An 11,436-nucleotide genomic window follows, 5' to 3' on the forward strand; every position below is an offset into this window, starting at 1 on the left:
GATACCGGAGACCTCGCTACATCTCGAACACCGACACGCCAAGATCCTCACCCAACAGCTCAAGCCCTCGCACGGACTTCGACACAGGCCCTAGGTGAACCCCCAGGTCGCTAGACTGGGCCCTCGCGCCCTCGTAGCTCAGGGGATAGAGCATCGGTTTCCTAACCCGACGCTCCGTTTGTGTCCGCAGACTGATGACCTGCGGATTTTCTCTTTCCAGGGTCCTGCGCCGGTCGCACGTGCGCGCCGCTGTGATCGCCTGCGGAAGCTCAGCGAAGTGCGTAAGTGCTGGTCAGCTCTACTTTTCATCGACCGTCGTAGTTGTCTACTGCGACGTGCTGCGCTCGGCTCGGCGTTGGGTCGCGTCCACTCTGGGCCGAGCTTACTCTCTGCCCGAGGCGGAAACCTGCCATAGGGCGCTGACCGGCATGGCGCGGAGTTTGTCGCCGAACGGCAGCGTGGCGGTTCCGGTATAGAGGACGATGCCGACGATGAAGTCGTCGCCGAGGCGGTCGGCGAGTCGGCGTAGGCCGCGGAAGTCGTCGGGTCCGACGGTGCTGGCTGCTTTGACCTCGATGCCGACCACCTGACCAGCTCGGGTCTCGAGCACCGCGTCGACTTCGTACCTGCTCTGGTCGCGGTAGTGAGACAGGTCGACGAACTCCTCGGACCAGGTCAGCTGCCGGGACAGCTCGGACAGCACAAATGACTCGAGCAGCGGGCCGAACGGTGCACCCGGCCGGAGCAGTGCCCGGGCGTCGGTCGCGATTTCGTTGGCGGCGATGCCCGAGTCGACGAAGATCAGCTTCGACGCGGCGGTGGCACGGGTGCCCAGGTTGCGGGACCAGCCGGGAATCCGTTTGATCAGGAAGATCTCTTCCAGGGCTTGGAGGTATCGGGCGATCGTCGGCCGGCTCAGTCCGAGGGCGGATTCAAGGGCGTTGGCGGCGATGATGGTCGCGGATCTGGCCGCGAGGATGCGTACCAGTTTGCGTAGCTCGCCCTTGTGCTGGATGTCGGACAGCTGCCGGACGTCGCGGTCGATGAGCGCCTGGACGTACGCATCGAGGAAGCGTTGGCGGCGACGCGGGTCGGTACGGGTGGTGGCCTCGGGTAGGCCGCCGCGCACGATTCGGGCTGCGTAGTCGGCGCGGGTCACGTTCGACTCGTGTCGCAGGTCCGGGCCGAGCGCGAAGACGGCGTCGATGAATCCGTCCAGGGCTCCGTCGAGTTCGCCTTGGGAGAATGGCCAGAGCTCGACCGTTTCCATCCGACCGGGCAGCGCGTCCGGCGCAGCCACCATGCCGAACAGCCGAGACGATCCGGTGAGCAGGTAACGGCCAGGACGGGGATCTTCGTCGACGGCAGCCTTGATGGCCAACAGGAGCTCCGGAGCGCGCTGGATCTCGTCGATGACCAGGAGTTCGGAGGAGTCTACGAACCCGACCGGATCGGCAATCGCCGCCGCCCGGTCCTGAGCCCGATCAAGATCGCGGCGCTCGGCCAGACGGTCGCCGGCAACGAGGCGAACCAGGGTGCTCTTGCCTGCTTGGCGTGCCCCACTGATCAAGACGACGCGGGTGTCCGCCAGAGCGGCGTTGACCTGCGCGGCGGCGCGGCGGGGGATTAGGTGCGGTGTGGGCACGGCGTCATCATAACCGCCGCATTTCTGATCTGCGAGGCCGTTTGCTTTCGATTTGCGGTGCCATAGGCGTTCGATGCGCGGGCATTTGATGTTCGATCTGCGGGTTAGGCGAACGGGGCGGTTCGTGGAAGGGGTCCACCGCTACGTCGCGTTGCTGCAAATCGCGGCGAGTTCGGGGAAGGCACCCTCCCAGTCCTGGCGGAGCTGGGGTGGCAGCCACAGGGTGGGCCAGAGCCGCCGCAGCAGGTCGGCATTGAGCCAGGTGTGCAGGTCCTCGACGGTGCTGGCTTCGGTGAGCACCACCTTGTACATGCCGGCCAGGCGTGCGGGCCGGTTCAGGTCGTACTCGGCATGCCCTGACCAGTCGAGGTGACGCGGAAGCGTCACCGTCCCTTCGGTGGGACCGTGCAGTGCGGCGAGGGTTTCGGCCACCACGTAGGGCTTCCGGTCGCCGTATGGCCGGTAGTCCGCTGGCGGCTGGGGTGACATCCTGCGCCGGCTGAGGTTCGTCGCCCGCCGGACTTCCGGTCGTAGCGCCTGACGGATCGTCTCCCGGCTGTATCCGGTGACCCGCTGCAGATCTACCGGCCGCCAGCCGGCCGCGTGAAACGCCCGCATCTGCTCGTCCCGCTCGGTCAACGCGGCCGCCCGCATCGCCTCATACCTGGAGACAACCGCGTGCAGCTCATCCTCGGAGAAACCGGCCCATGGCCGTTAGCCTGCCATGCTAGGCCCAGCACGCTTGGCCTTTTGTCAATCCCTGTAACCGGCGGGACCGGTCTTGGTGATCGCGATGGCATGCACTCATGTTCTGGTGAAGCCGAGTACCCGGTATCCGGGCATGCGGCGTGGGAGTGAGGCGGCAAGGATGGGTGTGGCTGGGTCGTGGTAGTCGTGGACCTCGGCGAGGTCCTTGCCGGCCGCGGCGCGGATGACGCGGCCGGCGCATTGAACGAGTAGGCCGTCGTAGGAGATCGGGCCGGCGAGGAAGAGGGTGTCGAGGGCGGGGGCGTCGAAGCCTTCACCGATGAACGGTGTGGTGCCGATGACGAGCAGACCGTCGCCGGCTTTGGCGCCGTCGAGCCGGTCGACGATGGTTCGCCGTTCGCGGGTGCTCATCGCGCCTTGGAGCACGAGCGGCTGGTGTCCGCGTGCGGCGAGCAAGGCAGTGAGTGCCTCGACCTGGGCGACGCGTCGGGTCAGGACGAGACAGTTGCGGCCGCGGGTCAGGGCTGCGGCGACGTCGTCGGTGATCTGGGTGTTGCGGGGCTCGTCGAGGGCCAGCCGTCGGTGCACCTCGGCGAGCGCGCCGGGCGCGTCCAGGTCGATGTCGCCGGGTTGGAAGGTGGTCTCGTGGATGAACAGCGCTCGACGGGGTCCGGCGTCGGTGTGCATCGCGGCTGCGAGGGTGCCTTGTTCCTCGTCGGTGAGGGTGTGGCGGACGGGTCCGAGTTGCCAGGTGACGAGTTGTCCGAGGCCGTCGCGTCGGGTGGGGGTGGCGGTGAGGCCGAGCCAGAACTGCGCGGCGATCCGTTTGACCGAGTGCTCGTAGGCTGCGGCGCCGAGGTGGTGGCATTCGTCGACAATGACGTGCCCGTAACCCTGGGTCAGGGTCGCGACGTCGTCGCGCCGGGCGAGGGAGGGCAGCAGGGCGATGTCCACGGTGCCGGTGAGCTTGCGTCGGCCGCCGCCGAGTTGGCCGGGCTTGATGCCGAGGAACTGTTGGATGCGGGTGCGCCACTGGTCGGCGAGGGCTTTGCGGTCGACGAGGACGAGGGTGGAGGTGTTGCGTTCGGCGATCACGGCGCAGGCCATGACGGTCTTGCCGGAGCCCGGTGGGGCGACCAGGATCCCGTCGTCGTGGGCGAGAAGCGCGCCGACCGCGCTGGCTTGCCTGCCGGTGAGTTCGGCGGTGAAAGCGATGTCGATCTCGCTCCCGGAGTTTCGTACGTCCGTGACGGCCAGCCGCGACCCGGCGCGCTCGACGATCGTGGCGATGGTGTGCCGCAGCCCGCGCGGAAGGACCAGGCGACCATCGAGGGTGAGGTCGTAGCCCTGGATGAAGCGTGGCGTATCCCAGGTGGACTTGCGGAGTCGTTGCAGCTCGTAGAACTTCGGGTTGGCCATGGCGGCGACGTGTTTGAACGTGGCGAGTGCGGCGGGGGTGAGCTGTCCGGCGTCGATGCTCAGCCCGGCACCGGCCTCCGCGTGGACCACCGGAGGCAGTGGAGGGTGGACCTGCGTCGCGGCGGACCGGCTGATCGTTGCGATGTCGGCACCGGTGACGGATTGTTTGGCCTGCCGGGCAATCTGTTCGGCGTCGCCGGGGCTGAGCCGGTCCAGTGTCGACAGAAATGCCCACTGGTCGGCGTACGGCTCGAGGGTGCCGAGGTCGAGGAAGGTGGTCAGTCCATCCTTGCGGCGGCGGCCCTGTAGCGGCGCGGCGATGAGGTTGCCGAAGCCACCCTCAGGAAGGACGTCCTGGTTGGGGAAGAGACGGTCGTACGACCGCAGATCCATCGACCCGCGCAGCACCATCGCCTCGCGCAGCAGGACCGTACCCACGGCCCGCGCGGTGGCCGCGGGAACAGCGCTGGTGAAGAAAGCCCACACGTGGGCTCCGCGGCCCGACTGGGAGATCTCCAACGCGGCGGGCACCGCGCAGGCGCGTGCCGCCTTCACGTATGCGAGGGCGTCGAGCATCGCCGTCGGGCCGTCGAAGTCGGCCACGACGAAGTGGCAGGTGTTGCCGGGCATCAGCGGGTACAGGCCCATGAACACGTCGCCGACCAGATGTGCCGCGACGACCTCCGTCGTGCGGGGCAGGTAGGTGGCACCCTGCCGGTCCATACCCTTGCGCCAGCCGCCCGCGACCGCGGGCATCCATCCGGCTGCGCCGGTACGGGCGTTGTCCCACCGCACGGCGTACACGTCGGCCCGGGCCCGGAACCGGTCGGTGAACAACGTCAGCTTGTCCCGGGTCGGCGAAGCCATGGTGACCAGCCCTGGCGGCTCAACCGGAGCGGACAACTGCTCCGGCGCCGCAGTCGTGTCCTGGCCGCGCAGCTCCAGCAGACGCCCCAGCCGGGCGTTCTCCGCCCGTAACCGCTTCACCTCCCGCCGAAGATCGACGAACTCGGCCACCGAACCCATGCCGACCATCCTCGCGCATCAGGCTCCGAACACCCCGACACCGGTCCGCTATCCTCCGCCGATGGCATCGAAGGGAACCGCCGCGCTGGAGGCGATGATCGAGGAAGCCACCGTCGACACGGACGGTCACGAGGACCAGCGTGCCGGCCTGTTCGCCATGATCGAGGAGCATCTGGCGGTGCCGTTCACCACCACCGTCCTCGGCGTCGAGGCCACCGTGCAGAAGATCGACCTGACCGCGGACAGCATCGTCGCGGTCTGCGCCCGAGGCCGCCACCGGCAACGGGTCGGTCTTCTCGACCTTCCGCTACCCACCCCTATGCCGGACGGTGCCGCGTGGGTCGACGCCTACCGGCACTGGGCCGGGAGGTAGGCCACCATGAGCGAGTACCAGTACTACGAATTCACCGCCGTCGACCGACCCCTCACCGGCCGCGAGCGGGCCGAGCTGCGCTCGCTGTCCACCCGGGCCGACATCACCGCCACCAGCTTCGTCAACACCTACGAGTGGGGCAACTTCAAGGGCGACCCGCGCACGCTGATGGAACGGTACTTCGACGCGCACCTGTACCTGGCGAACTGGGGAACCCGCCGGCTCATGCTGCGGCTACCGAAACACGTGCTCGACCCCGCCACCGTGGCCCACTACTGCCATGGCGACAGCGCATCCGCCTGGACAGCCGGCACGCACGTCATCATCGACCTACACGACGAGGACGAGGACGGCACCGACGAGTGGGACCTCGACGGCCACAGCCTGCTCGCCTCGATCATCCCGGTCCGGGCCGGCCTCGCCGCCGGCGACCTGCGCCTGCTCTACCTGGCCTGGCTGCGCTGCGTACAGTCCGAGGACATCGCCGACGACGAGCCTGAACCGCCCGCCCCGGACGGACTGGGGACCCTCGACGCGCCCCTCACCGCCGTCGCCGAGTTCCTCCGCATCGACCCCGACCTGATCGCGGCCGCGGCGGCCGGGTCGGCGCCAGCCGCCGCTGGTGAACCGACCGCCGCGCAACTACGCACCTGGGTCGTCGGGCTACCCGCCCGGGACAAGGACGCCATCCTGACCGACCTGATCACCGGCGGCGACAGCCACCTGCGCAGCCGACTTCTGCGCCGCTACCGCGACGCGCATCCCACCGAGGCGTCCACCCCGACGGCCGCCCGCACCGCCGGGGAGCTACTCGCCATCGCCGCCGACCTGCGCGCCGAACGGGAACGCCTCGACGCCGAGCGGCGCGAACGCGACCGGGTTCGCAGGGAACGGTCCGCCGCAGAAGCCCGGCAACGGCACCTCGACACCCTCGCGAGCGACCAACCCGCCGCATGGCAGCGGGTCGACGAACTCATCGCCACGAAGAAACCCCGCGAGTACGACACCGCTGTACAACTCCTCGTCGATCTGCGCGACCTTGGCGAACGCGACGGGGACAGCTCATCGTTCCGAGACCGGTTGGCCGAGTTGCGGGCGGTGCACGCCCGCAAGCCCAGCCTGCTCGAACGCCTCAACCTCGCGGGCCTCGACACCTGACGCTTGGATCGCCGCCCGGTGAGCTGGCCACCGTCGCCGACGCGCGCCGTGGCCAGCCCTGAGATCAGCCTTCAGCTATGGATGGCCGATCTGCAACAGATCCCGCGTTGGCGGCCATAGTGTGGTGTGAGGCATCAGGTACGGCCGTCGGACGAGGATCTGTGGACCTCGATCACCGCCGGTGATGAGTCGGCGTTCGCTCGGCTCTTCGACCGGTACTCCCGTCCGGTCTACAACCACGCGTTCCGGCTGACCGGCTCATGGTCGACGGCTGAGGACGTCACCCAGGCGACGTTCCTCGTCGCGTGGCGCCGACGTCATGACGCGCGACTCGTGGACGGCTCGGCGCTGCCGTGGTTGCTGGTCGTCGCCACGAACGCGGTCCGCTCCGAGTGGCGGTCGGCGCGTCGGTGGCTGGCGCTGCTACGGCGTCTACCGGGAGAGCGGTACGCCGATGGTGACCTCGCCGAGGACGTCTCTGCGCGGCTCGACGACGAACGGCGGATGACCGAGGTCCTCGCGGTGGTTCGCGGGTTGCCGCCGGCCGAACAGGAGGCGGTGGCGTTGTGCCTGTGGTCCGGTGTGTCGTACCCGGACGCAGCGGCCGTTTTGGGCATCAGCGAGGTGGCGGTGCGGTCGAGGGTGAGTCGTGCGCGCAGCCGCCTGGCCCGTCTGATGCCGCAGGAGATCCTGGAGGGGAAACGGTGAACGACATTCTCGACCTGCCCGCGGAGCGGGACCTGCCACCGGAGGCGGCGCTCGCGATGCGGGCCCGACTCCTCGGCGTCGCGAGCCCGCCTCCCGCGCGTACGCCACGACTGAGGATCGCCATGGCCGGGGTGGCGCTGCTGGCCGTGGCGTCCGGTGCCGCGGCGGTGGTGTGGGACCGGCCGGAGCGCTCGACCCTGCAGGTGTTGGCCATGGGGGTCGGGGAGCTGTCGCCAACGCTGCGGGATGCGGCCGAGCAGTGCCTGCAGTGGAACTCCCCGCAACGACAGACCCGGCAGAATCCGGGTGAGCAACCCGTCCCGGTGTCCCTGGCCGACCTGGCGGTGGCCATCGAGGGGGGTGACCGCGCGCTGGTGTTGTTCATGAACGACGTCGGCTACACCACGTGTGACGTGGAGTGGGCGGGAACGCCTCGGGTGTCCGGCGGGGGCCCCTCGGAGCCGTGGCCGCACGGTGAGTGGCTGCCGGGGCCGGTGCAGCGGCTGCTGCTGACCTCCACCGAAGCCGACGGCGGGGACGTCGGCGTCAGCGGCCGGGTCAGCAGCCGGGTTCACCGGCTCGTGCTCGACCACGGTGACGGCCACACCACTGCGGCCCGGCTCTCCGAAGGCGCGTTCGGCCTGATGACCAGCGATGCCCGACTCAAGGCCGGCAACGACCCTGAACTGGTCAGCTATGACGCCCACGGGACGGAGATCGACAGGCGTCCGCTGTTCCAGGCCGAAGACGAACTGGCGCACTGCTATGCGGGTCCGGACGGGAAGCCGATCTACGGCAAACCGACCAGCGGTTGCCGACCCGCCGAGAAGTGGCGAGGGTAGCCGCCGTCGGAGGCTGACCGCTGCCCCGGGGCGTGGGTCGTCACTCGCGGGTCAGCCCCGGTGGCAGCGTGTCCTCGTCGGGTCGGATCTGGCGGGCGTTGGCCACCGGGTCGCGTTCGATGGTGTGGATCAGTGGTGCCGGGCCGCCGACGCAGGTCCAGGTGTCGTCCCAGAGCGCGGAGACCAGCCACGACCGGTCCGCGGGAAAGAACAGGTCGGGCAGCGCTCCGCGGCCGTGGCGCATGTGACCACCGGTCCGCCAGGTGAGCGCTTGCTCGGGACCGGCCTGGACCAGCACGTACGGCCAGTTCCAATAGAGGAACACCCTCGGAGCGTGGGGGAAGACGACGTCGTGGGCGCCAGTGTCGAGGTAGGCCAGCCACCACGGCTGGTCGGGCGTGTGCGTGGTGAGGGCCTCGATGAGGGCCTGCTCGTAGGCGGCGGCGGTGACGTCGTCGGTCTGGTACGTGGTGGCGTAGGCGTCGAAGACCGGCGGGATCGCGGTGGTGATCGAGACGCCGGCAGTGGTGTGACCCACGATCCAGCCCACGGCGGCGGCGGCGCCGATGCGCCAGTCCCGCCCGTCCTTGCTGACCTGCACACCGCTATTCAAGCCGCTGCCGCGGCGGTTGGCGTAGGAATCAGGCCGGCCGCGAAACAGCGGCCGGCGACCAGTCGTCCTCGGCCAACATGCCGTACGCCTGCTCCGCGCTCGAGGGAGCGCTGATGCTGCGCAGGTCCCGCACATCGTGTCCGGGGTGCCGGCCGACGACGGCGGCAGGCTCGGTGTTGCCGCGCCCGCGGCTCCGGGGGTGGGGATGGCTGAAGTGTGTTCCGCCGTGATCGTGGCTGAGCCTCGAGGTGCCACCCACTTCTCGCTCCGCGGGCGGGCCGGGTTGAACGGGAGCGGCACCGACAGCCGTAGACCCTGATGCCCGGAGGCGGTGGGTATGGCTGCGTGTGTTTCGTCGAGATCGCTTGGCTCACGGTAGGAGATGCCGCCCGCCGCTTCGTCGTCTGCGAGATTCGGTAGACCGCTGATGGAGACCCGCGACCTGCGTTCGCATCGTTAGAAGGTGCCGGCAAACCCGAGATCCACAGACGAGAGCCATTCCAGAGAACCGATCAGATAAGGAGAGCGAGACGGTGGCGAAGCTGTGGATCGGCGTGGACATCGGCAAGACCCACCACCACGTCGCCGCCGTCGACGGCGACGGCCGGCTGGTCCACTCCCGCCGGGTCGCCAACGACGAAACCGCCCTGCTGACGGTCATGGCCGAGGTGTCGACGCACGGCCGTGCGGTCTGCTGGGCGGTCGACGTCACCACCGGCCTCTCGGCGCTGCTGCTGACCCTGCTCTGGCGGCGGCAGGTCCAGGTCCGCTACGTCTCCGGCACCGTCGCCTTTCACATGGCCGCCGCGTTCGCCGGAGAGAACAAGACCGACGCCCGCGACGCGGTCGTCATCGCCCAGACCATCCGCATGCGCCCCGACATCCCGATCCTGGAACCCTCCGACCGGCTCCTCGCCGAACTCACCGTCCTGACCAGCTACCGCGCCGACCTCGTCGGCCAGCGCGTCGCCACCCTGTTCCGTTTGCAGGAACTCCTCACCGGCATCAGCCCCGCCCTCGAACGGGCCGTGGACCTGAACCGCAAGGCCCCGATGATGGTCCTCGCCTGCTGGCAGACCCCGGCCGCGATCCGGCACGCCGGCGTCGACCGGATCACCGCCCTGCTCCGCCGCGGCCACGTCAAGAACGCCGTCCAGGTCGCCGAGGCGATGGTCGCCGCCGCCCGGCAGCAGACCGTCACCCTGCCCGGGCAACGTGCCGCCGCCGTGGTCGTCGGGCAGATGGCCACCGAGATCCTCGCACTCGAACAACGCATCGCCGCCGTCGACGACCTCATCGCCGACCAACTCGACCAGCACCCCTTGGCGCCGATCATCGGAAGCCTGCCGGGTATGGGAAACCTGCTCACCGCCGAACTACTCGTCCACACCGCCGGCATGACCGAGTACGACAGCCCCGCCAAACTGGCCGCCCATGCGGGCCTGGCACCAGTCTCCCGCGACTCCGGAACAATTTCCGGCAACCATCGGCAGCCCCGCCGCTACCACCGAAGGCTGCGGCACATTCTGTGGATGGCCGCCTTCACCGCCGCCAGGGAATGCCCTACCTCCCGCGCCTACTACGAGAAGAAACGCGCCGAAGGAAAGAACCACCGGCAAGCCATTCTCGCTCTCGCGCGACGACGCGTTGACGTTCTCTGGACACTCATCCGCGACCGCAAAACCTTCGCCCGACCGACGCCGGCAGTCCGCACCGCAGCCTGAACCACCACGCTCCCCGCCGACGCGACAATGGTCCCGCCGGCCACTTCATCCTGCCCACCAAGATCACCCGGAGTCACATGGAGACTCCTAAGACGACGCTCTACCTGTACCCAGAGGCTCACTACCTGCGGGTTCCTATTCTGCCTTCACGTTAGCGGGTCGCACACGCGCATTGCTGTGCTCGCTTGCCGAAGATCAGCAGAACAGGCGTAAGTCCTGCTCAGGCCATCCTCCGGTCGGTCCGACGTGTCCTTGCCGAAAACCCCATGGCCGACGAGCACCGCCGATCCGCGCACCCATCGCGTGCCCACCCCAGCAGGGGGGGCGACGGTTACCTGAAGATGTACCAGACCGACCTGGCTGGTGGCTGGACCAACCCGTCAGGTACCCAGATCGGCAGCGGCTGGGGCGGCTTCAAGAGCATCGTGACCCCGGGTGGCTGGAACGGCGACAACATGATGGACATGCTGGGCGTCGACAGCAGCTACCGGCTGCGGATGTACACCACCGACGGCAAGGGCAACTGGATCGACGCCAGAGGCAAGGTCATCTCCACCGGATGGGACTACTTCAACCTGGTCTTCTGATCAGGGTGACGCGTCACGGCTGAATGGGAAGGGCCGCCTCGCCAAAGGCGAGGTCAGCATCGTCAACCAGATCGCCACCCACGGCTACGAGGCCCACCAGAAACGGCCCAAGAGCGACGCCGGCAACCGCGAGGTCACCCTCGACCCCGACACCGTCGCCGTCCTCACCGCCTACAAGGCCCGCCGCGCCGCCTGGCGCCTCGCCGCCGGGAAGGACTGGCCCGACACCGGACTGTTCTTCGTCCGCCCCGACGGCAGACCATGGCACCCCAACGCGGTCACCCAACGCTTCCGCCGCCTCGTCAAACAAGCCGGGCTGCCACCCATCCGACTGCACGACCTGCGCCACGGCGCCGCCACCCTCGCCCTCGACGCCGGCATCGACATAAAAGTCGTCTCCGACCAACTCGGCCACTCCACCACCACACTCACCCGCGACACCTACCAAAGCGTCGTCAAGCGGCTGCACCACGAAGCCGCAACCGCCGTCGCCGACAGAATCAAGAACAAGCGGCGCCGTACCGCTTGAGCGACCGACCTAAGGGGGTGTCTCAGTTGGTGATTTTTGCGAGTCGGCGGTGGCAGATGAGGATGGCGGCGAGGTCGGCGAAGGCTTGGAAGTGCTCGGCTTTG

General features: G+C 68.7%; 11 protein-coding genes. 7 read left to right on the forward strand and 4 right to left on the reverse strand.

The window, feature by feature from the left end; translation table 11 throughout:
• Positions 1 to 382: 382 nt before the first annotated feature.
• The 3 genes from AB0D28_RS29445 to AB0D28_RS29455 form a co-directional block, all read right to left on the reverse strand.
• The gene (locus tag AB0D28_RS29445) at positions 383 to 1,645 is read right to left on the reverse strand and encodes an ATP-binding protein (protein ID WP_357391116.1); all 1,263 of its coding nucleotides are present in this window, start codon (positions 1,643 to 1,645) and stop codon (positions 383 to 385) included.
• A 141-nt stretch (positions 1,646 to 1,786) separates the two neighbouring features.
• Positions 1,787 to 2,299: a hypothetical protein gene (locus tag AB0D28_RS29450; protein WP_357391118.1), complete on the reverse strand. Its 513-nt coding sequence runs from the start codon at positions 2,297 to 2,299 to the stop codon at positions 1,787 to 1,789.
• Between the two features lie 150 nt (positions 2,300 to 2,449).
• Positions 2,450 to 4,567 carry a DEAD/DEAH box helicase family protein gene (locus AB0D28_RS29455; protein WP_357391120.1) on the reverse strand — a complete coding sequence of 706 codons (2,118 nt, stop codon included), beginning with the start codon at positions 4,565 to 4,567 and terminating at the stop codon, positions 2,450 to 2,452.
• A 292-nt stretch (positions 4,568 to 4,859) separates the two neighbouring features.
• Between AB0D28_RS29455 and AB0D28_RS29460 the strand changes: the two genes are divergently transcribed.
• The 4 genes from AB0D28_RS29460 to AB0D28_RS29475 all read left to right on the forward strand — a co-directional run bounded on the left by AB0D28_RS29460 (position 4,860) and on the right by AB0D28_RS29475 (position 7,879).
• Complete coding sequence (locus AB0D28_RS29460) at positions 4,860 to 5,171, forward strand: hypothetical protein (protein WP_357391122.1); 312 nt, start codon at positions 4,860 to 4,862, stop codon at positions 5,169 to 5,171.
• A gap of 6 nt (positions 5,172 to 5,177) precedes the next feature.
• Positions 5,178 to 6,329 (forward strand): hypothetical protein, encoded by a 1,152-nt coding sequence (locus tag AB0D28_RS29465; protein ID WP_357391124.1) that lies wholly within the window; start codon positions 5,178 to 5,180, stop codon positions 6,327 to 6,329.
• Between the two features lie 126 nt (positions 6,330 to 6,455).
• Complete coding sequence (locus AB0D28_RS29470; protein WP_357391125.1) at positions 6,456 to 7,037, forward strand: RNA polymerase sigma factor; 582 nt, start codon at positions 6,456 to 6,458, stop codon at positions 7,035 to 7,037.
• The gene (locus tag AB0D28_RS29475) at positions 7,034 to 7,879 is read left to right on the forward strand and encodes a hypothetical protein (protein ID WP_357391127.1); all 846 of its coding nucleotides are present in this window, start codon (positions 7,034 to 7,036) and stop codon (positions 7,877 to 7,879) included. Before AB0D28_RS29470 ends, AB0D28_RS29475 begins: the two co-directional genes overlap by 4 nt.
• A 40-nt stretch (positions 7,880 to 7,919) precedes the next feature.
• Here AB0D28_RS29475 and AB0D28_RS29480 read toward each other — a convergent pair whose 3' ends face one another.
• Complete coding sequence (locus AB0D28_RS29480) at positions 7,920 to 8,480, reverse strand: hypothetical protein (protein WP_357391129.1); 561 nt, start codon at positions 8,478 to 8,480, stop codon at positions 7,920 to 7,922.
• Between the two features lie 545 nt (positions 8,481 to 9,025).
• On the opposite strand from AB0D28_RS29480, the gene AB0D28_RS29485 reads away from it, so the two are divergent.
• The 3 genes from AB0D28_RS29485 to AB0D28_RS29495 all read left to right on the forward strand — a co-directional run bounded on the left by AB0D28_RS29485 (position 9,026) and on the right by AB0D28_RS29495 (position 11,332).
• Positions 9,026 to 10,216 carry an IS110 family transposase gene (locus tag AB0D28_RS29485; RefSeq protein ID WP_357391131.1) on the forward strand — a complete coding sequence of 397 codons (1,191 nt, stop codon included), beginning with the start codon at positions 9,026 to 9,028 and terminating at the stop codon, positions 10,214 to 10,216.
• Between the two features lie 341 nt (positions 10,217 to 10,557).
• A complete protein-coding gene (locus AB0D28_RS29490) occupies positions 10,558 to 10,803 on the forward strand; it encodes a hypothetical protein (RefSeq protein ID WP_357391133.1) in 246 nt (81 codons plus the stop codon).
• A gap of 70 nt (positions 10,804 to 10,873) precedes the next feature.
• On the forward strand, positions 10,874 to 11,332 hold the full coding sequence (locus AB0D28_RS29495) for a tyrosine-type recombinase/integrase (RefSeq protein WP_357391135.1): 459 nt from the start codon (positions 10,874 to 10,876) through the stop codon (positions 11,330 to 11,332).
• The last annotated feature ends 104 nt before the right edge of the window (positions 11,333 to 11,436 follow it).

Source organism: Micromonospora sp. NPDC048169, assembly GCF_040652815.1.
Lineage (GTDB): Bacteria > Actinomycetota > Actinomycetes > Mycobacteriales > Micromonosporaceae > Micromonospora.

What these genes read in the sequence shown, in the direction of transcription:
- AB0D28_RS29450 (WP_357391118.1), bottom strand. Translation starts at nt 2,299, where the DNA reads ATGCGGGCGGCCGCGTTGACCGAGCGGGACGAGCAGATGCGGGCGTTT.
- AB0D28_RS29460 (WP_357391122.1), top strand. Translation starts at nt 4,860, where the DNA reads ATGGCATCGAAGGGAACCGCCGCGCTGGAGGCGATGATCGAGGAAGCC.
- AB0D28_RS29465 (WP_357391124.1), top strand. Translation starts at nt 5,178, where the DNA reads ATGAGCGAGTACCAGTACTACGAATTCACCGCCGTCGACCGACCCCTC.
- AB0D28_RS29490 (WP_357391133.1), top strand. Translation starts at nt 10,558, where the DNA reads ATGTACCAGACCGACCTGGCTGGTGGCTGGACCAACCCGTCAGGTACC.